This is a genomic window from Tengunoibacter tsumagoiensis, from assembly GCF_003967535.1.
GTDB classification, from domain to species: domain Bacteria; phylum Chloroflexota; class Ktedonobacteria; order Ktedonobacterales; family Ktedonobacteraceae; genus Tengunoibacter; species Tengunoibacter tsumagoiensis.
The window spans coordinates 413,566-437,830 of record NZ_BIFR01000002.1 but is presented as its reverse complement, the minus strand read 5'-3'; the positions used below and the strand labels follow the sequence as shown (position 1 = coordinate 437,830).

General features: G+C 49.6%; 20 protein-coding genes. 12 read left to right on the top strand and 8 right to left on the bottom strand.

The window, feature by feature from the left end; translation table 11 throughout:
* Positions 1–16: 16 nt before the first annotated feature.
* The 4 genes from nagZ to EL628_RS22540 form a co-directional block, all read right to left on the bottom strand.
* Complete coding sequence (gene nagZ / locus EL628_RS22555) at positions 17–1,642, bottom strand: beta-N-acetylhexosaminidase (RefSeq protein ID WP_126582270.1); 1,626 nt, start codon at positions 1,640–1,642, stop codon at positions 17–19.
* Between the two features lie 38 nt (positions 1,643–1,680).
* Positions 1,681–2,631 carry an N-acetylglucosamine kinase gene (locus tag EL628_RS22550; protein WP_126582269.1) on the bottom strand — a complete coding sequence of 317 codons (951 nt, stop codon included), beginning with the start codon at positions 2,629–2,631 and terminating at the stop codon, positions 1,681–1,683.
* A complete protein-coding gene (murQ, locus tag EL628_RS22545) occupies positions 2,628–3,554 on the bottom strand; it encodes an N-acetylmuramic acid 6-phosphate etherase (RefSeq protein WP_126582268.1) in 927 nt (308 codons plus the stop codon). The genes EL628_RS22550 and murQ overlap by 4 nt, the downstream gene beginning before the upstream one ends.
* 100 nt (positions 3,555–3,654) lie before the next feature.
* On the bottom strand, positions 3,655–4,401 hold the full coding sequence (locus EL628_RS22540) for a GntR family transcriptional regulator (protein ID WP_126582267.1): 747 nt from the start codon (positions 4,399–4,401) through the stop codon (positions 3,655–3,657).
* A 426-nt stretch (positions 4,402–4,827) separates the two neighbouring features.
* Between EL628_RS22540 and nagA the strand changes: the two genes are divergently transcribed.
* The 6 genes from nagA to EL628_RS22510 all read left to right on the top strand — a co-directional run bounded on the left by nagA (position 4,828) and on the right by EL628_RS22510 (position 12,860).
* Positions 4,828–6,018: an N-acetylglucosamine-6-phosphate deacetylase gene (gene nagA, locus EL628_RS22535; RefSeq protein ID WP_126582266.1), complete on the top strand. Its 1,191-nt coding sequence runs from the start codon at positions 4,828–4,830 to the stop codon at positions 6,016–6,018.
* Positions 6,019–6,712: 694 nt separating this feature from the next.
* A complete protein-coding gene (locus EL628_RS22530) occupies positions 6,713–8,389 on the top strand; it encodes an ABC transporter substrate-binding protein (RefSeq protein ID WP_126582265.1) in 1,677 nt (558 codons plus the stop codon).
* A gap of 192 nt (positions 8,390–8,581) precedes the next feature.
* Positions 8,582–9,583 carry an ABC transporter permease gene (locus EL628_RS22525; protein WP_126582264.1) on the top strand — a complete coding sequence of 334 codons (1,002 nt, stop codon included), beginning with the start codon at positions 8,582–8,584 and terminating at the stop codon, positions 9,581–9,583.
* Positions 9,584–9,585: 2 nt separating this feature from the next.
* On the top strand, positions 9,586–10,605 hold the full coding sequence (locus tag EL628_RS22520) for an ABC transporter permease (RefSeq protein WP_126582263.1): 1,020 nt from the start codon (positions 9,586–9,588) through the stop codon (positions 10,603–10,605).
* 18 nt (positions 10,606–10,623) lie between these two features.
* Positions 10,624–11,766 carry an ABC transporter ATP-binding protein gene (locus tag EL628_RS22515; RefSeq protein ID WP_126582262.1) on the top strand — a complete coding sequence of 381 codons (1,143 nt, stop codon included), beginning with the start codon at positions 10,624–10,626 and terminating at the stop codon, positions 11,764–11,766.
* The gene (locus tag EL628_RS22510) at positions 11,763–12,860 is read left to right on the top strand and encodes an ABC transporter ATP-binding protein (protein ID WP_126582261.1); all 1,098 of its coding nucleotides are present in this window, start codon (positions 11,763–11,765) and stop codon (positions 12,858–12,860) included. Before EL628_RS22515 ends, EL628_RS22510 begins: the two co-directional genes overlap by 4 nt.
* A gap of 222 nt (positions 12,861–13,082) precedes the next feature.
* Here the strand turns inward: EL628_RS22510 and EL628_RS22505 are convergent, their stop codons facing one another.
* Positions 13,083–13,742 (bottom strand): hypothetical protein, encoded by a 660-nt coding sequence (locus EL628_RS22505; protein ID WP_126582260.1) that lies wholly within the window; start codon positions 13,740–13,742, stop codon positions 13,083–13,085.
* Positions 13,743–14,000: 258 nt separating this feature from the next.
* Between EL628_RS22505 and EL628_RS22500 the strand changes: the two genes are divergently transcribed.
* Entirely contained in the window at positions 14,001–14,384 is a 384-nt protein-coding gene (locus EL628_RS22500) for a hypothetical protein (protein ID WP_126582259.1), read from the top strand.
* A 29-nt stretch (positions 14,385–14,413) separates the two neighbouring features.
* Here the strand turns inward: EL628_RS22500 and EL628_RS22495 are convergent, their stop codons facing one another.
* From EL628_RS22495 to crcB, 3 genes are all read right to left on the bottom strand, one after another.
* Positions 14,414–15,586 (bottom strand): serine hydrolase domain-containing protein, encoded by a 1,173-nt coding sequence (locus EL628_RS22495; RefSeq protein WP_161975680.1) that lies wholly within the window; start codon positions 15,584–15,586, stop codon positions 14,414–14,416.
* 169 nt (positions 15,587–15,755) lie between these two features.
* A complete protein-coding gene (locus EL628_RS22490) occupies positions 15,756–16,298 on the bottom strand; it encodes a fluoride efflux transporter FluC (RefSeq protein WP_126582257.1) in 543 nt (180 codons plus the stop codon).
* A complete protein-coding gene (gene crcB, locus EL628_RS22485) occupies positions 16,295–16,687 on the bottom strand; it encodes a fluoride efflux transporter CrcB (protein WP_161975679.1) in 393 nt (130 codons plus the stop codon). Before crcB ends, EL628_RS22490 begins: the two co-directional genes overlap by 4 nt.
* Positions 16,688–17,193: 506 nt before the next feature.
* Here crcB and fxsT point away from each other — a divergent pair.
* The 5 genes from fxsT to EL628_RS22460 all read left to right on the top strand — a co-directional run bounded on the left by fxsT (position 17,194) and on the right by EL628_RS22460 (position 24,050).
* Positions 17,194–19,932, top strand: a complete 2,739-nt coding sequence (gene fxsT / locus EL628_RS22480) for an FxSxx-COOH system tetratricopeptide repeat protein (protein ID WP_126582255.1) — start codon at positions 17,194–17,196, stop codon at positions 19,930–19,932.
* 178 nt (positions 19,933–20,110) lie between these two features.
* Positions 20,111–21,379 (top strand): ABC transporter substrate-binding protein, encoded by a 1,269-nt coding sequence (locus EL628_RS22475; RefSeq protein ID WP_126582254.1) that lies wholly within the window; start codon positions 20,111–20,113, stop codon positions 21,377–21,379.
* A gap of 30 nt (positions 21,380–21,409) precedes the next feature.
* Positions 21,410–22,354 (top strand): carbohydrate ABC transporter permease, encoded by a 945-nt coding sequence (locus EL628_RS22470; protein ID WP_126582253.1) that lies wholly within the window; start codon positions 21,410–21,412, stop codon positions 22,352–22,354.
* Between the two features lie 31 nt (positions 22,355–22,385).
* The gene (locus tag EL628_RS22465) at positions 22,386–23,252 is read left to right on the top strand and encodes a carbohydrate ABC transporter permease (RefSeq protein ID WP_126582252.1); all 867 of its coding nucleotides are present in this window, start codon (positions 22,386–22,388) and stop codon (positions 23,250–23,252) included.
* 249 nt (positions 23,253–23,501) lie between these two features.
* Positions 23,502–24,050 carry a transglycosylase SLT domain-containing protein gene (locus EL628_RS22460; RefSeq protein WP_126582251.1) on the top strand — a complete coding sequence of 183 codons (549 nt, stop codon included), beginning with the start codon at positions 23,502–23,504 and terminating at the stop codon, positions 24,048–24,050.
* The last annotated feature ends 215 nt before the right edge of the window (positions 24,051–24,265 follow it).

Below are 24,265 nucleotides of genomic sequence, written 5' to 3'. Positions count from 1 at the left end.
CAATCCGTTCCAACAGTTACTGGGCCAGGCTTACAGGTAACTTCCCCAGCGCCACAATATCGCCACTGATGACACGGGCAGCAGCTTGCAAAGCGGGTTCAGTTACTTCATAGGTGACAAGATATGTCTTCAATTCTGGAAAAGCCAGGAGATCATAGGGATTATAGATCGCCAGCCCAATGGTGGCTTTTCCTGTTCTGAGTACCTGCTGCATGACCTCTGCCTGAAAGGGATCTAAGCTGGCATTAATGGTCACAACGAGGATAATATCAGCCTCTGCCAATCGCTGCTGGAATTGTGCCTGCTCGTGCTCATTTGCAGTTCGTAAAACGGTATAACTCGTGAGCTGGGGATAGTGCTTCTTCAGACAGGACAGGAGGGCTTCTTCTGGCTGGAAGGCATCGACCGCCTGCGTCTGACTCCCCATCTCGCTGAAAAGGACGAGCAGACGCTGATCTGCATTTATATGCAAGGGGATTAACTGTTGTTCATTTTTCACGACAGTGATTGCCTGCTCATAAGCTTGATCACGCAGTTGTTGATGAGCAGCGCTGCCGATAACGTCAGTTGCTGGCGCTGTCTGATCTTCCCAGGACGGGAGGCGAGCCTTCAGTTGAAGGACGTGCTCAGCGGCCTCTCGTATGGTCTCCAGTGAGAGCGTGCCCGCTTCAAGTGCGGCTTTGATCGCTTGAATACTCCCAAGCTGCCGCTGGTAGGTATGTGAGACCAATGCGATATCAGCGCCCGCTTGAAGGGCTCGGAGAGCGCCTGATTCAGTCCCCAATGTCTCCGAGACTGCATTCATCTCCAGGCAATCGGTGATAATCATTCCCTGATAGCCGAGTTGTTGACGCAGAAGGTTGCGAATAATCTCTGGTGAGAGGCTGGCTGGAAGCGAGCTATCAGTTATAAGAGCAGGGAGGGCCAGATGAGCGACCATAATACTGTCCGCTCCTGCTGCGATCCCCTGTTTAAACGGGATCAATTCAATGGCATCTAAGCGCTCCTGTTCGTAAGGGATAGATGGAAGGGCTTCATGGGAATCTACTGCGGTATCACCATGTCCAGGAAAATGCTTCAGACAGGTTACGACACCTGCATCGCGGTAGCCCTCAAGCATTGCCACACCCAATCGCCCGACCATCTGCGGATCTTCGCCAAACGAGCGGACTCCGATAACAGGATTCAAGGGATTATTGTTGATATCCACAACAGGAGCAAGGTTCATGTTAATGCCCAGAGCTCTGAGCTCACGTCCCGTTGCTGTGGCGATCGCGCGCGCCATCTCTTCTGAACCAATAGCTCCCAGCGCCATATTCCCTGGAAAGGTGGTGGTGCTGTCACCGAAGCGACGAACCATACCATTTTCTTGATCGATACTAATCAGCAGCGGATAGCGCTGACCAGCTTCTTGAGCAATGCGCTGGAGTTCAGCGGTCAACGCCTGAATCTGCTCGACATCGTGAACATTGCGAGCAAAGAAGATCACATTGCCAATATGATTGGTGCGGAGCAGTTCGGCGAAATGAGCAGGGACCGTCGTCCCCTCAAAGCCAAACATGAGTACCTGGCCTATCAGCTCTTCCAGGGACATACCTTCGGTTAAGGGTGCAGCCTGAGTGGTTTTTGACGTATCCAACATGAGTAGTTCCTTCCTATGACAAAGTTGAAAGCGTGAGCCTATAGCAACGTTGAAAGCGTGAGAGCACCTCGTGCAGCGCTAAGAGCTGGCTCAGCCACCAGCACAACCTGTCCAGGCGTCTGCCACTCTTGTAAAAAGTTTAATACGAGCTGACGATACTCTGGTTGATGCAGTAACAGTCCGCCGACTAAAGCCAGTGGGAGCGGTTGGGCCTCAAGACCAAGCTTTCGACTCACGGTATGTACCGCCAGAGCAAGCTCTTTTGCTCCCTCCCAAACAATCTGTGCGGCGCTACTATCGCCTTGCTGCCAGGCCTGGAAGACACAGGTCGAGAGCTGGGCAATCTCGGCTTTATTCTGGTTGGTATAGACCTGTGGAAGCAGATCATCGGCACAGGCCAGTCTCCAATGCTGTAAGATGACATTGAGGAGCAGGGTCTGTGGAGCACGTCCATCAGCAGCACGAACCGCTGCCTGTAGCGCTTGCTGACCCAATGTATAGCCGCTCCCTTCATCGCCTAACAGATGACCCCAGCCACCCGCACGAGCTTCAACACCTTGCGCATTACGGCCAACGGCAATCGAACCTGTGCCCGCAATTAAAACCACCCCCATCGCCTGGTCAAGGGCGCTCAATGCCAGATTCGCATCGTTAGTCAGCTCAATATGGTGAGCCAGAAATTGCAAATGGGGCAAAAGCAGCTCTCGATCCTGAGGACGATCAATACCAGCCAACCCTAACCAGGCTATACGAACAGGAAGCTGAATCTGTGCCTGTTGGCAAGCGGCTTCAACCGCAGATCGCAGGTGTGAGAGGGCCGTTTCGAGCCCCATTGCCATATAGTTAGCTCCGCCAGCTGACCCTCGCCCAACCTCTGTACCCTGGGCATTCACGATCACTGCCAGGGTCTTGCTTCCACCGCCATCAATCCCTAGATAATACTGGTGCGAGAGGCCCTCGGGGGGTTCTTGTGGGAAGGTCGTACTCATACGTTTAGCGCTTCCAATGTCGTGCGAAGAATCGCATTATGGGTCGCAAGCTGCTCACGCGCTATCTGGGCAGAGACCTGAGCTCTCCCCATGACGATCGCGGTCTTTGTCTCTCCATCCGCTTGCTGAAGCAGTTCTTCGGAACGCTGTGGATCGAAGCCGGTCGCTAGCTGCACAATCTTGAGAGCGCGTTGATGAAGTTTATAATTTGTGGCCTGCACATCTACCATCAGGTTGCCATAGGTCTTGCCCAGCAGAACCATGACGCCTGTGCTAAGCATATTAAGCACCATCTTCTGGGCAGTGCCCGCTTTCAGTCGCGTCGAACCCGTAATGACTTCTGGCCCGACCACCGGTGCAATCATAATCTCCACCAGTTCAGCCAGGGGGGAAGGTGAATTACAGGCCAGACCAATGCTGAGTGCTCCCTGCTCTCGCGCGTATGCGGCTGCGGCCAGCGCATACGGAGTCCGCCCACTTGCCGCCAGAGCGACCACACTATCCTGGGCAGTAATCGCTAATCTCTGGCAATCAGCCAGTCCAGACTCATAGCTATCTTCCACCTGCTCACTTGCATGGGCAATCGCTTCATCGCCTCCTGCCAGACACCCAACGACCAGTGAAGAAGGAACGTTAAACGTTGGAGGACATTCTGAGGCATCAAGCACGCCGAGACGACCTGAAGTCCCCGCTCCCAGATAGAGCAGACGACCACCAGACCTCATCCGAGCCGCTATAGCTTCGATGGCTAAGCCAATCTGTGATAGCTCCTGCTTAATGGCCAGCGCTACCTGGGCATCTTCGTCGTTCATCACACGGGCAATCTCATGCCCATTCATCTGGTCGATGGCGACTGTAGCGGGGTTCACCTGTTCGGTTACCAGCTCGCTTACAGCCACACTGGTCTCTGGCTCGGTTGCCATAGCCTCTCTCCTTTAGCGTGAAACCTGCTTACAGACAACCACAGTATTAACTGAAGCAGGTCTCTTTTCAAAAGCGCTTCAACCGTTGCAACACAACGAATTATGGAACAAGTTGATCGCGTTTCAAGCTCGTATAGAAGGTATATTTGCTGCCACAATAGACAGATCGCGCGTATTCAATGGGGATATCGCGCTCGCTATAGGTTGTGCGGCGCGTAAACAGGGCAGGGCTCCCTAATGGCACATTTAACAGCAGTGTATTCTCTTCACTTACCAATCCCGCTTCCAGTTCCTGTTCGGCAAACATTAAGGGTTGCCCATATTTTGTCTCTAGCAAGCGGTAGAGAGAGTTCTTCTCAAGATCTTCTTCTAGCAGGCGTTCGCAGCCCTTAAAGTGCAGATGCGACTGCTCGACCGCCAGAGGCTCCTCATCAGCCAGGCGTAGACGTTGGAGACAGAAGATAAGCTCGCCTGGCTCCAGGCGAAGAATCTGAGCAATCTTCTCGTCGGCTGGCACCATCTTCGCTGAGAGAACTTTTGTGCCTGGACGCTGACCACGGGCCCCGATATCTTCGGTAAAACCAGTCAAATGAATAAGCTGCTGCGTAATTTTGTGCTGGCTAACAAATGTCCCTTTTCCCTGCTCGCGATAGAAGAGTCCCTCATTCACCAGTTCGGTAATGGCCTGGCGGGCAGTCATACGACTGATGCCATAGACTTCACCTAACTCACGTTCCGAAGGGATAAGATCCCCTGGTTTCCACTCGCCAATCCTCATCTTTTCACGCATAATCTCTTTTAATTGATAATAGCGTGGCAGGGGCCCTTTTCTAAAAATAGTACTCATAGTTTTCTCTTTCCAGTCTTTCTTCCTTGGTCTTCAACTGCGTTTCTATGTAGGGCTTCGAGCCTTATTGCCTATTGCTCTGGGCAGGCGCCAAAAAGGTTATGACTATACTACTACGACAAAGCAAATAAAGCTGCACCGTTATCTAGTAGACGCAGTCTCTCCTGCCTTTTGTATGACTGGCACTCAGAAATCTTGCACCTCCTCAAAAAGGGGACTAGTAATTTAGGTGGTATACTTGGTATATTGTATATACCAGTTAATAAAAAAGATCATCCCATATCTTTTCGCAAAAGTCAAGTCAGAGTTTTACCTTCAATAAGGTATGTGTTGATATACGCCAGATTTTTTCATCGTAAACGGAACAGTGGCAGCTCAACGTAATGGCTATCTATCGGCACTAGTTGGTAAGGAGAAAGTCATTTTATGCAGTTTACATTACACGGCGCTCATCTTGTCGATGCACAGAGAGATCAGAGAACGGGCTCGGTCTGTGTAACGGAAGGAACCATCCGGTCGGTGGGACCAGTGGATGAACCAGAGGGGGTGATCATTGATGCCTCAGATGCAGTGATCATGCCAGGTTTTATTGAAGTTCATACCCATGGTGGTGGTGGCTTTAGCCTGCATACAACTCATGTCGAGGAGCTACAATCCTACGCGCAATGGATTACCAGTACGGGAGTGACTTCTTTTCTTGTGGCCGTGGTAGGGACGCCAGCCTCACTTCCAGAAGCTCAACTGGCTACGGCGGTCGACTTTATTGAGCAGCGGCATTCGCACCTTGAGGCTGAGCCTGTAGGGATCTTCCTTGAAGGCCCCTACATCAATGAGAAAAGGCGAGGCGCTCATCCGCCGATCTGGCTACGCACGCCCGATGAGTCCGAGACTGAGCAGGTGTTGGCTTTGACGAAGGGTTATTTAAAGCTCATTACTATCGCTCCTGAGCTCCCAGGAGCCCAGGCGATGCTCCAACGGCTCATTGAAGCTGGCGTTACTGTGAGCATTGGCCATACCGACGCCGACTATGAGCAGGCTCAACAGGCTATTCAGCAAGGGGCCAGACATATGACCCATTGCTTTAACGCGATGCGCCCTTTGCACCATCGCAAGCCCGGTCCCCTGGCAGCGCTGGCCCAACATGCAGAGACAATGGGCGAGTTGATCGCTGATGGCGTCCATGTCCATCCCGCGATGATGGATCTCCTGGTCAAAGTTCTAAGCCCACAACGCACAGTGATCATTACTGATGCCCAATCCTGTGCAGGCAATCCAGAGGGGGAGTTCGATTTTGCTGGACAGGCCGCCAGTGTGATCAATGGAGCGGCCTTTCTCTCCGATGGCACCCTGGCTGGCAGCGTCCTGACGATGGATCAAGCACTACGGAATATCTTGCAGTATACCCATGTCTCATTATCTGAGGCCGTCGGTATGTTAACGTATAATCCCGCTCGCACAGCTCAGGTGGATAAGCGCAAAGGGCTCCTGGCGGCTGGCTATGACGCTGACCTCTTGATATTTGACCAGTCGCTTCACCTCCAGGCTACTATCTGCCGTGGAGAGGTTGCCTTCGCCACCGAAGAATGGTCGCAACGGCTCCAATCCCTGAAGGGGTAATGTATTTATTTGAAGGATATCTATTGCCTTTTCAGCGGCTGCTAGTATGGTGGTTGTTTCATCAGGTAAGCAGGAGGGGGACAGAGATAAGGCCTGCGTTTGCTTCTTGAAGAAGTGATAGGTGAAGCCGCTCGGTGCGGCCATCATGAATGATGGGTCTTATCTCTTGTGTGTGCACAGAGCGAAGCCGTTCGGTACGGCCATCATGAATGATGGGTCTTATCTCTTGCGTGTGTACAGAGACGAAGCCGTTCGATACGGCCATCATGAATGATGGGCCCTCCGGGTTTTTGCGATAAATCGCTCTTGAGGGTCTTATCTCTATGATACTCCTGGTAAGGAGTTGTGTGAGGACTGCCAAAAAGTCAACGTATAGAATTACAGATAGTTGTCTGTATGTATAGACCTGTCTACCATATCTTTTGTTGGTTCTTGATCCTATGCTCTTTTACTTGTACTATGTTCGCTGGCTATGCTTTCCCGTATGGAGCTTATTTTCAGGGTCCTTCTCCCTCCCGGTGCGAGTTTCTAATGGATTATGGTCTAGTGGTCTAGATGACTTGACAAATAGACCAAAAGACTGTACAGTATCAAACAAGAACTGAACACTGCTGTTGTTCTGGTGACCAGTGGGTACATGGTTTCTCGCGTCTATCTTTTTTGATACGCTTTTTTATTTGTTAGGAGGTTTCTCTTGACTCCCAACTCGCGCTCAGCCTTATCCCGCAAAAAAGTACAAAGTGGTCTGGTCCTTTTCACACTCTTGACGCTCTTCAGCTTAATTTTGAGCGCATGTGGTGGTGATAGTGGTAACAAAGCGGCGAATAAATCGACTCTTACCATTGGAGCCCAGTCCTATGATGTCGTACAGGCGGCCTTTAATCCCTACAATCCTCAACCTAACAAAGGTGTCTTTGGATTGGTTTATGAGACGCTCTATTTCGCCAACCGTATCACAGGTGAGTATACTCCCTGGCTGGCTAGCAGCTACCAGTGGAGCCCTGACAATACTGAGCTGACCTTTACTATTCGCCCCAATGTAAAATGGAGCGATGGCAAAGACTTTACGGCAGACGATGTCGTCTACACGTTCAATACAATCAAACAATACAAAGCCTCGGGCACTGATCTCCAGGGCGTCTGGAGCTATCTGAAGGATGTTTCGTCATCCGATGCCAATACTGTGAAGATGACCTTCACTCAGGCTTATCCACCCGCCTTCTATAATATTGCACAGACCTACATCATTCCAAAACATATCTTTGGAGATAAGGGTGACCCTTCGAAGTATACTCCTGATACCCCGGTTGGTACAGGCCCTTATACGCTGAAGAAATATGACACGGCTCTCTCAGTCTTCCAGAAAAATACGTCTTACTGGCAGGCAGATAAGCTGCATGTTGATGAAGTTCGCTTCCCCGTCTATAAGGATAATGATGCCTTTAAGCTGGCTCTACCAAAGGGTCAGATCGACTGGGCTGGCTATTTCCAGGCGGATCTCAAAACGGCCTTCGTTGACAAAGATCCTACCAACAACCACTACTGGATGGCTCCAATCAACATCTTTACGTTGAATGTGAATCAGCAGAACCCTCTGCTCAGCCAGGTGGCTGTACGTCAGGCAATCAATGCCGCTCTGGATCGCACTGCTCTCTCGGAACAGGGTGAGTCTGGTCTGGCCGGTCCCGCAAATGCAACTGGATTGATTCTTCCCAATGCAAAGCAGTACCTGGACCCTGCGTATGCAAATCTCTCTAATGCTCCTGATAAAGCCAAAGCTGAGAAGTTCTTGACCGATGCTGGTTATACGAAGGGAACTGATGGCATCTATCAGAAAGATGGCAAACGTCTCTCGTTTGTTCTGCGCACCGTTCAGCCTTACTCTGACTGGGAAGTGATGGCTCAGATCATTAAGGGCAATCTGAAGGATGTTGGTATTGAGATCAGCAAGCTGGATGAGATGTCTGAGGATGCGTATTATCCTTCCCGTACCGATGGCAAGTTCGATCTGATGATCGGCGGTATGGTGGGTGGTCCGAACCCTTACTACATGTACAATCAGTATCTCAATAGCGCCAACATTGGTGTGACCAACTTTAGTCAGTGGAAAGATCCTCAGACGGATGCCCTGCTGAAACAGTTTGCTTCGACGACTGATCCAGCCGTCCAGAAACAGGCGATTCAGGGTCTTGAGAAGATCTACGTTGAGCAACTGCCAACGATTCCTCTGGTAACTGGTCCTGACTGGTTTGAGTATCGCACCAATGCGTTTACTGGCTGGCCGACTGAGTCGAATCCCTATGCATCCGGCTCACCAAATATTGGCTCAGATCTGGCGGTCGTGATCCTGCATCTGACTCCAGTAAAGTAACAATCATCTCAGTGTCCCCTCGCACAATCAGGTGACACATCCATGGGGATGGCTCACAGCGAGCCATCCCCATCTGTATGAAGCTCCCTTTTGTTCATACTCTCTTTCATAGTTATTCGCAGCCAGGCATACAAGCCACTGTGCGCTGAAGGACAGCGGTTATCCTGGTATCTTTTCTGAAGGAGTACTGAAATGCGTCACTTGATTCGTCGCATTCTCTTCTACCTCGCTGCCATCTGGGCCTCGGTTACGCTCAATTTCTTTATCCCTCGCCTGGCTCCTGGCAATCCCGCACAGACGCTCCTGGGAAAACTGGAACGACGTGGCGGGCATGTGGATCCAACCTATGTGAAGGCGCTAGAATCCGCTTTCGGTGTGAATACAGGCGATCCGCTCTGGGTCCAATATGTAAAGTATCTTAACGATCTGCTGCATGGTCAACTGGGCGTCTCGGTGACGTATTTTCCTGTCTCGGTCCACGATATCATTGCCAAAGATCTTTTCTGGACGCTCGGACTGGTTGGGGTCTCGGTCTTGATTAGTTTTACTCTTGGCTGTCTCCTCGGTATTTTTCAGGCCTGGAAGCGTGGCTCGGCCTTTGATTCGATTCTTGCCCCCATGGTCAATTTCTTGTCTGGCATCCCCTATTTCTGGATGGCTCTTCTGATCCTCTATACCTTTGGCTTTATCCTTGGCTGGTTCCCTCTCGCTGGCGGCTATGATGCCTTGAATGTTGATCCAGGCTGGAGCACCGATTTTATTGGGAGTGTGATTCTCCATGCCGTCTTACCTGCCTGTACAATTGTGATTGCTTCGATGGCCGGTTGGATGCTGACGATGCGCAATTCGATGATTACTACGCTGTCTGAGGATTATGTATTGATGGCAAAAGCGAAAGGCCTGGCCTCCCGTCGCGTGATGTTTGCCTATGCGGCCCGCAATGCGATTCTCCCAAATATCACTGGCTTCGCTATCTCTATCGGTTTTGTCGTTGGTGGACAGCTTTTGACGGAGATGGTCTTTTCGTATCCAGGGATCGGCTATTCGTTGCTACAGGCTGTACAGGCGCAAGATTATTCGTTGATGCAGGGGATCTTCTTGATTATTGCTTTCTCAGTTCTGCTGGCAAATTTCCTCGCGGATCTTCTGTATACGTTCCTCGATCCACGTGTTCGTCAGGAAAGGAGTGCCTGATTATGACGGTCAATGAAAAGATCAGCTCGCCAACGACTGCTGATGTGGTCAATGCTCAATTGTTAAAACACTCCTGGCCGCAACGCTTCCAGAAAGGCGTGCGACAGATCTGGAGTGCGATTACCGCCAATAAGAAGGTGACGATTGGCGTGACGATCGTTGGCATCTATATCCTGGTAGGACTGTTTGGGCCCTTGATTGCTCAATATGATCCGCTGGCTTTTTCTAAAGCGTCACATGTTCCTCCCTCGGCTACTCACTGGCTTGGAACAACAACGACGGGGCAGGATGTGTTTAGCCAGTTGATGGTGGGAACGCGCGATTCGATCTTCTGGGCTCTGGTGACGGGCGTAGCGGTGACGATTATTTCTGTGGTGGTGGGACTGGTTGGTGGCTACTTTGGGGGCGCAATTGATGAGTTTCTCTCGCTTCTGACCAATGTGGCCCTGGTTCTCCCATCGTTGCCTCTGGCGATTGTGCTGGCCGCATATTTTCCACGCGGCCCGCTGACGATCTGTATCGTTATTACACTTACCAACTGGGCCTGGGGAGCCCGTGTGCTCCGTTCCCAGACGCTTTCTCTGCGCAGTCGCGAGTTTGTGAGTGCAGCCCGCGCTTCCGGCGAGTATACCTGGCGCATTATCTTCTTTGAGATTCTACCAAATGAGATCTCTATCGTGGCTGCTGGCTTTGTCAGTACGACGGTCTGGGTGGTCTTGACCTGGGCCTCGCTGGAGTTCCTGGGCCTGGGCGATTCCAATACGGTAAGCTGGGGCTATATCCTCTATTGGGCACAGCAATCAGATAGTATTTTCTCTGGTCTGTGGTGGTGGTTTATTCCCCCCGGACTCTGTATTGCGCTCCTGGGTGCCGCTCTCTCGCTGATCAACTTTGGCATCGATGAGATCGCAGATCCCCGTCTACGCACTGAACGTCTACCTAAACCTCTTCGTAGCAAAAAAGCAACCAGACTCATGAGCAAAGGGGCAACTCCAACCGCCTCCAGTCTCGTCACCAAGTAAGAGAAAGAAGATTGTATTATGGCAACAGGTGTCCCTGCTCCGACGCTGCTCGAGGTGAATAATCTGAACATTGATTATTATGCCGCCAATGGGGCTGTGCATGCGGTGCGCGATGTCAGTTTCTCGCTCAAACGTGGCGAGATTCTGGGCCTGGCCGGTGAAAGCGGCTGTGGGAAGTCAACGCTGGCCTTTGGTATCGCTCGCCTGCTTCGCCCACCCGCTGTGATCGCTGGTGGAGAAGTGCTGTACTATCCACGCAAACAGCCAGAAGATGAACTGCGAGCTGCTCGCCGAAATCGAAAACAGCGCCAATTTGCAGAAGGAAGCTCGTTCGATATTCTTCAGTTGACGCCGAAGCAGTTACAGGCTTTTCGCTGGAATGAGCTGGCTATCGTCTTCCAGAGCGCGATGAATGCGCTGAATCCTGTGATGACGGTTGGTCGGCAGATTACCGATGTCCTGGAGACGCACCGACCCGATATGACGGCTCAACAGCGTCAAGAACGGGCAGCCGAACTCTTTAAAATGGTCGGCATCGCTCCTGATCGTTTGAAAAGCTATCCTCATGAGCTCAGTGGTGGTATGCGCCAGCGCGCTGTGATTGCTATTGCGCTGGCTCTGAATCCTGAATTAATTATTATGGACGAGCCAACTACGGCGCTGGATGTGGTTGTACAGCGCGAGATTCTGGAGCTGATTAGCAAGATCTGCAAAGAGACGTCAACTGCGCTGATCTTTATTACTCACGATTTATCACTTTTAATTGAGCTGGCAGATCGAATTGCGATTATGTATGCCGGGAAGATGATTGAGCGTTCCACCAGTCAGGCCATCTATCAGCAGTCGCGTCATCCTTATAGTTATGGACTACTAAACTCTTTCCCAACGCTGCATGGGCCACGGCGGAAGATGGTCGGCATCCCTGGTTCGCCGCCTGATCTGCGCGCTCTGCCTGCTGGCTGCCCTTTCCATGCTCGCTGCCCCTTTGCTTTTGAGGCCTGTACAACAGTTCAGCCGCAACTGAGTGTCGTAGATGCTTCCCAGCCAGATCAGCAGGTTGCCTGCCACCTCTATGATCAGACATATACCCAACAACTACCAACGGTTGCTACTCTGGCCGCTGGCTATGAGGCGCTTGCAGAAGGGAGAGAGGTTCGATGACCAGCAATGATTCTTCTTTTCAAGTACATTCCTCTTTGCAGGGAGAGGTATCCTCTGTAAAGAGTGGACCTGTAGAGCCGGTTCTCTCTGTCGAACATCTCAAAAAATATTTTCCTGTGCGCAAGATGAATCCTTTTGCAAAGCCCCAGGCGGTCCAGGCAGTTGAGGATGCCTCTCTGGATCTCTTTCCTGGTCAGGCTACGGCTCTGGTTGGTGAAAGCGGCAGTGGCAAGACGACTGTGGCACGTATGCTTGCACGCCTCTATGATCCCACGAGCGGTACGGTCCGCTTCCGTGGCGAGCCACTTCGGCTTGAGAAGAGTTCAGCGGCGATGCGAGCCTATCGGCGTCATGTGCAGCTCGTCTTTCAAGATCCTTTTAGCTCTCTCAATGCGGTCCATGATATTCGCTATCATCTGAGCCGTCCTCTCAGGGTCTATGGGCATGCAAAGAGCGAGCAGGAGGTGACGGAACAGGTGCTGGCGCTCTTACGCCGTGTGAGCCTGACACCAGCCGAGCAGTTTTTAGAGAAATATCCTCATCAGCTCAGTGGCGGTCAGAGGCAGCGTGTCGCCATCGCTCGGGCCTTAGCTGTTCGTCCAGAAGTCTTGTTGGCCGATGAGCCAGTCTCGATGCTGGATGTCTCAATTCGTCTGGATATTTTGAATCTCTTGCTGCGTCTAAAGGAGGAGGAGAAGCTGGCGATTCTCTTTATCACGCATGATATCGCCAGTGCACGCTACTTTGCAGAGAATACACAGGTGATGTATGCGGGCCAGATGGTTGAAGGTGGTCCCAGCGATGAGGTGATTCAAGCACCAAAGCATCCCTATACCCAGCTCTTGCTCTCAGCCGCTCCAAATCCTGATCGCATCAGAGGCGCGGAAGACACTCAAGTACGAACACGAGGAGAGATCCCTAGCCTGATCAATCCTCCCACTGGCTGCCGCTTTCATCCACGCTGCCCCCATGCGATGCCTGTCTGCAAAGAGCGCTTCCCGCAGCGCACCAATCTTGGCAATGGTCACTGGACCCACTGCTTCCTCTATGGAGACAATAGCCAGCAAGCCGAGTCAATCACAGCGGAAGCCTGAGATCAAGTTCTTTGCGGTTGTGACGAGTAGAACGAACATGCTTTCACTACCCTTTGCAGAGATCGGCCAGGATCTGACGACGAAACGACAGATCCTGGCCGATCTCTATTCTTTCGTCTTGACGACGTTATCGAGCAGATCCATCATGCTGCGAACGCAAAGAGTAAGTCTGTATCAAATGCCCTTCAGGAAAGCGTCCAACAGAATATAGCTCTATTTTAATTAGAACCATCCTTTGTATCTTTCCTCTACTTCATACTGTTTAAGTATCTCCTGTTGCTGGTTTATAACTTGCAATTCCAGTAAGGTCTGGACTAATTCCGATTGAGATGGCCCATGAGCCTGTCCCATTATGAGTATATTGTTGCATCTAAGTTGGAACGACGAAAGAGTATCTGGTGCTGACCATTGGTAAATCTTTGTCGAGAAGGATCGCTCCTGAAGATGAAGCGTCTCTTCCCAGAGCGATGGAGAGCCTGCCTGTATTCGTTCTTCAGCGGTAAAGCCATATTCTTTGAAGAGAGAGCTAGCTCGTCTTACTTGTGTCGCTTCCTGGAAACTTCTAAACTCAGAATAGTAGTCTGGATCTGGTTGTTGTTGAATATCAAGAGAAGTGACAGAAAAATGGGTGCTTTTGACTTTCTGTACCCCAACCATGGAAGAAGAAGATAATATATCTTTCAGATCAGGGAAGGCATAGGGAGGGCGGTCTTGCTGTGAATACGTCGGGCTATAATATCCAAGTGTCACAGACAATAGCTTCTCTGGCATGCGAACGCACTGGCATTTAGAATATAAGAAATCATATGAAGTATTCACAATACCATAGACATCAAAAGAAGCACTATTGACAATTTCTCTTAGATTCGACTTGTATTCCATCTTTTCTTGCTCCTGATTTCTCGTTGTTGGCTGCATTTCTCTTGTTTTGAAGATCAGGGATCTAAAGACTTTTTTTCTATTACAAAGTTATCCAGTCTCCTCTTAGGAGATCACAGATATAACACAGAAGTAAACGGTCCTGGTTATCCAAACGGTTTGAGCTTGCGAGCAAAGAAAGGTAATGATATCGTACACATGCAGGCAAAAACACTGGAATGAAAAGTCCTGAGATCATTGCAGACAAAGGAGGAGCAAGATATGGAACAGACACGTGTAGTCTTACTCGGTTATGAACGCGACCGAATTGATTTGTATGGTTCTATCCTCAAAGATGAGGGGTATGACGTCTACCTGCTCTATCCGAATGAGGCAAACATCCAGATAATGAATACCTTAATGCCACATATTGTCTTAGTGGATGTGACAAAAGTGCACTGCCAGATCGGCCCTGCATTGTTTCAATGGCTACAAGAGCACACCGAGATAGCAGTCTTATTTTGCATGGACCGCTACCTCGAGGCTCCTCAGGTTATTGCTTATGCTGGCAATAATAATGAGACTATATATGCAGACCCTTTTAGCATCGATGGCTTTGTAGAGAAGATCCGTCATATACAACTTAAAAAGACTGTTCTGCATTAGCACATACGCAGGTATGAGAATGGTGAAAATTACGCAGAGGCAAAAAGGTCATTTTCGATGAAATTCTCTTCATTGCCGATTGTAATTGGATTTCGCTTCACATTACTAAGGATAATAATGCTCAACTTCTGCTCCGGGTAATAAATGTTGGCAGCTGAGAAGCCTTCATAACTACCATTATCATAATAAATTTGACGCGTTAAACCGTTTTCACCTTTCTCTCTGCCAATAAACCAGCCATATCCGACTCCCAGACTGACATAGCTTGGACCACATGATTGAGAAAGAGAACAGTAAGTATAATGAATCGTCAATAATGAGTCCCCTACTGCCTTTGAGCCTATTTTGTGCTGGATAATAGCTTGATCAAACGTATAGAGATCATCAACAGTTGAGGAGATGCCGCCAGCGGCATAAAGAGCTGAGGCATCAATTGGATCGCTCACAATGCCTGGCTGCTCATACCCTGTTGCATAAGCTGGCAATGGCTCATCATTTTTCACATAGCTCGTATGTGTCAAATGCAGTGGATTAAAAATAGTGCTTTGTAGATACTCTCCATAACTCTGACCGGATGCTTTCTCGATAATATACCCTGCTAAGACTTGGTTTGCAGCATTATAAGCAGTCCGATATTGCGTAAATTCCAGAAGCGGCCTATCTTTGAAGAGTCCTATCAACTGTTCAGGTGTGGTGGGCTTGGCTTTCATCGCCAGATAATCACCTAAAGAGAGGTAATCTGGAATGCTTGAGGTATGTACGAAGAGCTGCTGGATCGTGATAGCCTTCCAGGTTGCAGGGCAGTCTGGTATGTATGTGCAGATGGGATCATTCAATGTAAGTTTTCCCTGGTCCTGCAACAAAAGAAGGCTCAATGCATTAAATTGCTCTGAAAGGGTTGCAATACGGAAACGCGTCTCGGGTGTATTGGCAATCTTCTGAGCCTGATCAGCCATCCCATAGCCCTCACGAAGGAGGACTTTACCATCCTGCTCAATTAAAACTGTACCAGTAAATTTCTCAGTACTACCTTCGCTCTTAAGAAGATCTTTGATCTTTTTAATACTATCTCCATTTACCGCTGAAGATGGGGTAGCAACAGCGCTCTGCTCATTCCCACCTCCCATACATCCAGTCAATCCACTTAAACAGAAAAAACAACTAAGAATAAAGAGAACAAAAAAATATGTTTTACGAGGCATCCTACATCTCCTACAGAATTGATTTGCTTCTTGCAACCAGAATAAATATATTCTGCCATTAACAAGAACACCGTGTATCTCTAAAAAGATGTATACTTCGGCTTCCATGCCTTCCGTTTTCTTCATGCCTTATAAAAGAGACGCTTTTGTGCTTCTTCCATCTGAATTATTAATCTTCAGAGAGCTCTTGTTCTGATACTAAGACATCATCTTGCATGTCCAGGTGCTCTCGTTTCTCGTGCAGCAGTGGGGCAAAGAGCTCTTGTGTGCTGATGCGTTTTGTTGGGAGCAGACGTTTTTGCTGTCGGGCAATAAAAAATTGAGCTCCAAGATCTCCCAGTAAGACTGCAAGCAGACCTCCCACAAGGCTTATGAGAAGATAGCTTGCCGCCCCCCACCAATGCCCTCCTTGCGCAAGCAGGACATCGCCTAGCATCAAGCTGCTAAACGTTGTATAAGCACCAAGGAAACCAACATTGATAAAGAGTCGGCGCGTCGGGCCAATCCATAAGCGAGCATCCGCCAATGTCGTCACAAAAGCCAGTACGAACGCTCCAGTCAGATTAATCAACAGAATATCATAAGGCCATGCTTTCCCTAATTCTGCCTGCAGAAACGAACTCACAAGCGCTCGCGCAATCGCACCCAGAAAACCTCCTGCAAAGACTGCGGTGATGCGCCTTCTCCCAGGTAATGGTTGCGTTTTTGTCATGCGAGATGCCCTCCTATCAATAAGCCAAGGAGAACTGCAAGCAGGCCACAAATGACGCTTCCACCCAGATACAGTAGGCTATAACGATAGCTACTCCCCCGAAAGAGCTGCACCCCTTCCCAGGACATCGTGCTAAAGGTTGTATAGCCACCCAGGAAGCCGGTGGCCAGAACGCTCTGAAGCGCAGCAGAGATGACATGTCGTGTCGCCAGGGCAAAGATTATTCCGATCAAAAAAGCGCCAGTTAGATTGATACAGAATGTCCCTACAGGAAAACGCGTGCCCACGCGCTCCGCCACAAATCGTCCAAGCAGATAACGGGCAACTGCCCCACATGCTCCCGCGATCCCAATCAGACCGGTCATACCTATACTCGAGAGATCCAACACTCTTTTTTCTCCCATTTTTCAGTTATAAAAAAATAAAAACCCTCTTTGAGACCCACTTTAAAGCTTACGCAACTTGCCTCCTTACGTTCACAAAATTGTAAAACAGTGTCAGCGAATGCACAAGCCAGTAAAGTCAATTAAGCGTATCTTTTCTCAACTTTCATTCAAAAAAAATCTTTATGCAATAAATTGCATCTTCTATGCTTTCCAGATTTAGAAAGCTACCCTATGATACAAATATATGCTTGCTTGTATGGTTGGGCTTATGCTATGATACTTAAGAGTTACATATTATTATAGAGATACTGATGCATTCCTTTCTAGAGGAAAATGTAGAGAGCCACCTCAGACATTCCCAGGCAATTTTGAAGATCTGCACCGATTCCATGAATGTGAAACCAGAACAATGACGTTCTTTCTTGAAAGAGATCAGGCAGGCACAGTCTGTTTTGTTCATAATACATATACCCCTAGATGGCGGAAGGAAGAAGGTAGGGGAGAGTTTCATGGCCAGAAATGAGCGTTTACGACGGCAGCGCATTCTACGTAATTGGCGACAGCAAGACGTAGCAGACAAGCTAGGAACGGCTGTACTCACGATTCAGCGCTGGGAAAGGGGTATTCAGCAACCAGGCGCCTATTACCGTGTCAAGCTCTGTGCCCTCTTCGGCCTGAGTACTCAGGAACTGGGATTAGTGGAAGAGAACGAGCCTTCTTCAGAGCCTGAGATCATAAAGGCCTCACCTTCAGAGAAGACTCCCGTCAGTGATCACGCGATCTGGACGGTTCCTTATGCCCGCAATCCTCATTTTACCGGGCGCGAAGAACTGTTGAGCGCCCTGGAGCAGCACTTCTCCCAGCCAGAAACCGATCTTTCCGTGGGTCTACAACCGGTCGCGTTGACGCAAGCCCAGGCGATCAAAGGATTGGGAGGCATTGGCAAAACGCAAACAGCTATTGAATATGCCTATCGTTCGCGTCAGCAGGGACTCTATCACGATGTCTTCTGGATCACGGCAGTTAATGAAGAAACCCTTCTAACCAGTTTTGTCGAATTGGGCCACCTCTTGCCAGAGGTAGTCAGTGCAGATGAGACGGATCAACATAAGATTGTCGCGGCCATTCTCCGCTGGCTGGAACAACGCACGCAGCCCTGGCTACTGATCTTCGATAATGCGGATGATCTGGAGATGGCACACCCTTATTTCCCGGTTCAGGGACGGGGACATCTACTGATCACTACACGTGCCAGTGCGATCGGAGCCTTTGCCTCTTCGCTCGAAGTCGAGACCATGGGAACCATTGAAGGTGCTTCGCTCTTGCTGCGTCGGGCACATCTGTTGGATTCAGTGACGCCTGAAGAGATGGAAGAGGCCATGAATATTGTTATTGAGCTAGGACATTTTCCTCTCGCTATTGATCAAGCCGGAGCATATATTGAAGAGACAGGGTGCGGCCTTCAGTCCTATCTCCAGATTTATCAGACCTATCGTCATGCCTTGCTCAAACAACGAGGAATGCAGATGACTGGCTACCCTGATTCAGTAGCCACGACCTGGTCGCTCTCCTTTGAGCAAGTTGCACGCACCCATCCCGCAGCGACTGAACTGTTGCAATTATGCGCTGTTCTAGCTCCTGATCACATTCCAGAAGAACTGCTGCAAAAAGGAGCCCCACACTGGCATGCACAGTTGCGTGAGGCCGTATCTGATCTCTTCTCATTCAATCTGCTCCTGAAAACGTTGCTGGACTTTTCTCTGATCAAACGGCTCTCAAAAGATCGTATGGTGAGCATCCATCGACTGGTTCAGGCGGTCCAGTGGGATCGCATGGACAGACAGACGCAACAGGATTGGAGTGAACGGGCGATTAAAGCAGTCGAGATGATCTTTCCTCAGGATCCGACCAGAGCAGAATTCTGGCCTCAGTGTCAGCGCTATCTAGAACAGGTGCAGGCTTGTGACGCACTGGTCCAGCAACAGAACCTGCAACTACCAGAGGCGGCAGATGTACTGTTGCGCGCTGGAAGATATTTCTTTGAACATCAGATGTTTAGTCAGGCAGAGATCCTGTACCAGCGAGCACTCACCCTGCGCGAAAGTTACTGGGGAACAGCACATTTTCTCACAGGCTACAGTCTGGAATATCTGGCAGTCCTACAACGCAATAATGGTCAGTACATACAAGCGGAAGTGTCATTTGAGCGGGCACTGGCTATTCGCGAGCACCAGTTGGGACCAGACCCTCTGGAGGATGCGGCCAGCCTGTGCAGATTGGCCGAGTTCTGCCTGGCTCAGCAAAAATATCCCCTGGGAGAAACGCTGGCTCGTCAGGCTCTGGTTATCTATGAACGGCAATTGGGAACAGATCATCTCAACACTACTAACGCCCGACACATGTTAGCCAGCTTGATTGAGCGACAGGGACATTACGACAAAACAGAGGCTATGCATCTCCAAAATCTGGCAATTCGCGAGCGCGAGCTTGGAGCAGAACATCCTTTGACTACCAGAGTTCTGAATAATCTGGGCATTCTTTATTCTCACCAGGGACGCGACAAAGAGGCAGAACAGTGTTATAAGCGCGTACTGGCCAGCCGCCAGAAACAACTGGGGCCATCTCATTTTCAGACAGCAACAGCTATCTTTAATCTTTCGTGTGTCTACATCGATCAAGGCCGTTATGAGGAGGCTGAGCCATACTCCCGGCAAGCTCTGGCCCTCTATGAGCAACATCTTGGTCGGCACCATATGCAGACAGCGGATTGTTTAAACGGGCTGGCTATAATTTTACTCCACCAGGGCTCCCTGGAGCAGGCAGAGGCCTTGCTTCAGGAAGCTTTAGAGCTGCATGAAAAACATCTTGGTCCTGTTTTCCCGCATGTGGGGGATGATCTAATGATGCTCGGTATTCTCTACCGCAAACAGGGCAGGTATGCCGAGGCTGAGCCACTCTTTCAGCGAGCCCTGGAGATTAATGCGCAAACGTTTGCAGACGTGGACCCCCAGGTTGCCAAAAATCTCTATCAGTTTGCGCTCCTACAAGAGGCTCAAGGAAAAGATGAGCAGGCCTATCATCTCTACACCCAGGCACTGAATAGCTGCATCCAGGGTCGGCGCTTCACCCATGCTCTCACACTTGATATTCACCAGCACTTGATGGCCCTGCTCATGCGTCTGGGGCGTGTGGAGGAGGCAAGCCAGCTAGAAGCGGTACTAAAAGAAACGGCTGGATTGCAAAAATAAAGCTGAAAAGATTGACGATGCGGCCAATCTCATCATATCTGCATACCATAGAAAAGGTTCTATAGAAAGCACAGCATAACCGTACCAACATTTATTTTCTCAGCCATTCGATCCGATAAAGAAAGGAGAAGATGCATATAATTTCTCATTGATAGGTGTTTCAAAGGAGAAAACGCTCATGATACGGCCAGCACACGACAAAAGAAAGCTCACTGCCTCTCTGGCTCTCCTGATGCTTTTTCTGGCGAGCTGCACTCCTTTTCCTCCAGCACCATCTTCGGGAAAGATTCCACTAACGCTCTGGTATTGGACACGCTCGATTGATGATGCGCTCCTGGCAAGGGTCGAACAGCACTTTCCCCAGATCCATCTGCAAGCCATTAAGATTGGAGGACCATTTGATACCAAATTACGAACGGTCCTGGCTGGTCAGACGGCTGTTCCCGATATTGTCGCCATCAACTCAAATATTGCAACCTACTTTCCTGATGACGATCAGTTTGTCGATCTCTATACCCTCGGCGCGGGCAGGCTGGCATCACAATACCTTACATGGAAGTGGAAACAGGGCGAGACGCCCAGCGGGCATCTGATTGGTTTTCCCATGGATACCGGGCCTACCGCTCTTTTCTATCGCACCGATCTCTTTCAAAAGGCTGGACTACCCACAGATCCCACTCAGGTCTCAGCCCGGATGGCATCCTGGGATGACTATATCCAGGCTGCCCAAAAGATGCAACAGAGCACACATGGTCAGTCATTTATGTTTAATGATATTGGCTCCACTTTTAATCTGATCCTGGGACAGATGGGAAAGCGCTTCTTTGCTCCCTCAGGTCAATATATCGGAGACCAGGAGCATATCCGTACCGCCTGGGATCTGGCGCTACGGGTCCATCAACTAGACCTCAGCGCAAAAATTAGCAATGGCACAACAGATTGGAGTGCAGCCGTCAGCAATGGGACGCTTGCCTCTTTTGTGGGGGCCGTCTGGACAAAAAAACGCTTGCTTGACTCGGCCAAAAATACGAAGGGGCTCTGGAGAGTAGCGCGAGCCCCCGGTGGTGATGGCAACGATGGCGGATCATTTCTAGCCATTACAAAAGCTTCACCTCATCCACGCGAAGCATTCCAGGTTCTGAGCTGGCTTCTCTCCCCTGCCAGTCAGCTTCAAGCCTATCTGGATCTGGGGATCTTCCCGTCAGCGCCAGCGGATCTCACGAGCACAAAGATGTTCCGACCTGAAACCTTTTATGGCGGACAGATCACAACAAAGATCTTTACTGAATCTGCAAAGAATGTAGTTCCTGGCTACATTGGACCCAACAATGATCTTGTCAGCACGCTCTTTCAGCAAGAACTGAGCTTGATTGAAACACAGAATAGCGACTCACAGACCGCGTGGAACGATGTTCAACAACAAATTGCACGCGAACTTACTCACTAATTCTTTTCACTAATGAAAGCGAGTAGCCAGATGGATAGCACTCTCTTATCACCACAACGCGAAGTGCTGGCGCACTCACCAGTACCCGCACAGCGACGGCGACCTCGCAGAAGCCGCCATCTGCCGCTCTACCTGTCTATCGCACCATTCTATCTCTTGTTCCTGGTCTTTGGACTGACCCCTGTGCTGTTCTCTCTCTACCTGGCATTTCAGAAATGGGACGGCATCTCCTCCATGAGATATATCGGGTTCAACAATTTTAGCTACCTGCTGACCGATACCCATTTCTGGCAGGCGATTGGCAATACCATTCTCATCTGGCTTATGGCAACTATTCCAACACTGGGCCTGGCGCTTATCAGTGCCTTCCTGCTCAATACATCGATTCGCCACACAACACTCTATAAGCTGGCCTTCTTTTTGCCACATGTCACCTCGGTTGTCGCAATTGCAATTATCTTCAGTACCCTGTTTGGCAACCAGTTTGGCCTGCTCAATGCCCTGATCACCGCTCTGGGAGGAGGCCGTATTCCATGGCTCCTTAATCCACTTGGAATCAAGTTTGCGATTGCCTGCATGATTATCTGGCGTGCTACTGGCTATAATGCGATTATCTATCTAGCGGGCCTGCAGAGTATCCCCAAAGTGCTCTATGAAGCGGCTCGCATCGATGGAGCCCATAGCCTCCAGATCTTCAAAAACATCACCCTTCCCTTGCTACGCCCCATTATTCTGTTTACAGTCATTACATCGACGATCAGTGGGCTCCAGGTTTTCACAGAACCACAGGTCCTGGTGGGCCCGAATGGCGGACCCGGAGCAAGCGGCATGACGATGGTTCTCTATCTCTATCAACAAGCATTTTCGCGCGATCGCTTTGGCTATGGCTCTGCGGTTGGCTGGGGCATGTTTGTGATCATTGTCGCCTTCTCCATCTTGAATTGGAAAATTGTGCAACGGGCAGGAACACGCTAAGAGACAGGTAGCAAGCAAAGGAGACAGAACAATGGTAGTGCAGAATCGAAAAAGGCTTGCTCGACAGAGAGCACTCTTCCGCTATGGGAAAGAGCTCCCCATCCATGTGCTCTTACTTGGTGGAGTGGGGCTCTCAATTTTCCCATTTTACTGGTTACTGGTCATGGCAACCAATACATCCAGTGACATCTTCCACTTCCCACCCAGGCTGACATTTGGACAAGAACTCTTTGTCAATATTACCAATGTCTTACAAAGTATTGATTTCATTGGCTCTTTCTTTAACACGCTCCTTGTTGCCCTCTCATCAACCATCTTGATCCTGTTCTTTAGCTCAATTGCCGGTTTTGCCTTTGCAAAATTTTCATTTCCAGGACGAAACGCTCTGTTTGTAACCCTGCTGGCAACGATGATGTTGCCAGCTCACCTCTCCGTCGTGCCATCTTTTGTCATTATGGCTCATCTCGGCTGGGTTGGATCTTTTAAGGCGCTTGTGATTCCAGGCGCTGTCACTGCCTTTAGCATCTTCTGGATGCGTCAGTACGCACAAAATGCCATTCATCAAGATCTGATTGACGCAGCGCGCGTGGATGGCTGTAGTTATCTACGCATGTATTGGGTAGTAGCGCTACCATTTTTGCGACCAGCACTCGCTTTCCTTGGTGTTTTTACCTTTATTCATGCCTGGAATGATTATATGTGGCCCCTGATTATTCTCACGAATCCACAGAAAGTCACGCTCCAGGTGGCCCTCTCGCAGCTCAGTGGCATCTATAACACCGATTACGGCATGGTCATGGCTGGTACGGCACTGGCAACCCTCCCGCTCATCTGCATCTTCCTGGTAGGTAGCCGTCAGTTCATTGGGGATATCGCTGCGGGAGCACTAAAAGAATAAAAGAACAGGCATACATCTCCCTATTTCTTGTTTCTCAGAAATAGGGAGATAGCCTATTTTACCTATGATTCTTTTCACATCAGCGTGTATCATTGCAATTACCACTATGACGTGATAGGATATACCTATCCTTCTCTATTAGATGCACATAGTTATGCTATTTGTATTCGAGCAATGAAGGATATTCCAGCAGAGGAGCATGGAAGTTATAGATGTTGAAAGGTTGGACCTAAAATACAATCGTCAATTTTGAAATTTTTACAGGGATGTGTTGAAGTAGTTTGTGGTAAGTTTGCACTTCCAATCGTATTAGGACTCTCACTCTCATCCGCACCCATACACGTGGATGGACAGAAACCAGCGGCGACACCAACGCCGACACCCATTGCCACACCATCACCTACACCAGAACCGACACAAGTTGTGCTTCGGAAACTGGTTCCAACACCAACACCAGTGCCACAACCAACCACTCCGCCGGCACCACCTGCGCCACCTGCGCCACCGGCTCCCAGTGGAGGCATTGTAGATATGATTAACGCGACCTTTGGCTCCTATGGACCAGGAGCGGTCCGCGTTGCCACGTGTGAATCGGGATTAAATCCAAATGCGATCAATCCCAATCCTATTGCAGGGAGCCATCCTGCGGGGCTATTCCAGATTCTCTATCCAAGTACCTGGAATGGGACCTCTCAATCTGGACAGTCTCCCTATAATGCACAGGCTAATATTCAGGCAGCACACGAAATATTTGTCCGCGATGGCAATAGTTGGAGAGAGTGGGCTTGTAAACCGTAGCGCGTCATCTAAATACTATTGAGATAGACATTTTATACCTATATACTTTCAACCTCTGCTTTAAGGGCGGGAATCAGCAATGGTTCCCGCCTTTCCTATTCTGACTATCGATTAATAAAGATCCTGGTATTTTGCGACGAATATCTCTCAGATGGTGGACGTACGCCCAAAAAACCTGTGCAAAAAAAGCTCTTTTGAGCATCAAGAACAGGCAA

What these genes read in the sequence shown, in the direction of transcription:
- nagZ (WP_126582270.1), bottom strand. Translation starts at nt 1,642, where the DNA reads ATGTTGGATACGTCAAAAACCACTCAGGCTGCACCCTTAACCGAAGGT.
- EL628_RS22550 (WP_126582269.1), bottom strand. Translation starts at nt 2,631, where the DNA reads ATGAGTACGACCTTCCCACAAGAACCCCCCGAGGGCCTCTCGCACCAG.
- murQ (WP_126582268.1), bottom strand. Translation starts at nt 3,554, where the DNA reads ATGGCAACCGAGCCAGAGACCAGTGTGGCTGTAAGCGAGCTGGTAACC.
- EL628_RS22540 (WP_126582267.1), bottom strand. Translation starts at nt 4,401, where the DNA reads ATGAGTACTATTTTTAGAAAAGGGCCCCTGCCACGCTATTATCAATTA.
- nagA (WP_126582266.1), top strand. Translation starts at nt 4,828, where the DNA reads ATGCAGTTTACATTACACGGCGCTCATCTTGTCGATGCACAGAGAGAT.
- EL628_RS22525 (WP_126582264.1), top strand. Translation starts at nt 8,582, where the DNA reads ATGCGTCACTTGATTCGTCGCATTCTCTTCTACCTCGCTGCCATCTGG.
- EL628_RS22520 (WP_126582263.1), top strand. Translation starts at nt 9,586, where the DNA reads ATGACGGTCAATGAAAAGATCAGCTCGCCAACGACTGCTGATGTGGTC.
- EL628_RS22515 (WP_126582262.1), top strand. Translation starts at nt 10,624, where the DNA reads ATGGCAACAGGTGTCCCTGCTCCGACGCTGCTCGAGGTGAATAATCTG.
- EL628_RS22510 (WP_126582261.1), top strand. Translation starts at nt 11,763, where the DNA reads ATGACCAGCAATGATTCTTCTTTTCAAGTACATTCCTCTTTGCAGGGA.
- EL628_RS22505 (WP_126582260.1), bottom strand. Translation starts at nt 13,742, where the DNA reads ATGGAATACAAGTCGAATCTAAGAGAAATTGTCAATAGTGCTTCTTTT.
- EL628_RS22500 (WP_126582259.1), top strand. Translation starts at nt 14,001, where the DNA reads ATGGAACAGACACGTGTAGTCTTACTCGGTTATGAACGCGACCGAATT.
- EL628_RS22495 (WP_161975680.1), bottom strand. Translation starts at nt 15,586, where the DNA reads ATGCCTCGTAAAACATATTTTTTTGTTCTCTTTATTCTTAGTTGTTTT.
- EL628_RS22490 (WP_126582257.1), bottom strand. Translation starts at nt 16,298, where the DNA reads ATGACAAAAACGCAACCATTACCTGGGAGAAGGCGCATCACCGCAGTC.
- fxsT (WP_126582255.1), top strand. Translation starts at nt 17,194, where the DNA reads ATGGCCAGAAATGAGCGTTTACGACGGCAGCGCATTCTACGTAATTGG.
- EL628_RS22475 (WP_126582254.1), top strand. Translation starts at nt 20,111, where the DNA reads ATGATACGGCCAGCACACGACAAAAGAAAGCTCACTGCCTCTCTGGCT.
- EL628_RS22470 (WP_126582253.1), top strand. Translation starts at nt 21,410, where the DNA reads ATGGATAGCACTCTCTTATCACCACAACGCGAAGTGCTGGCGCACTCA.
- EL628_RS22465 (WP_126582252.1), top strand. Translation starts at nt 22,386, where the DNA reads ATGGTAGTGCAGAATCGAAAAAGGCTTGCTCGACAGAGAGCACTCTTC.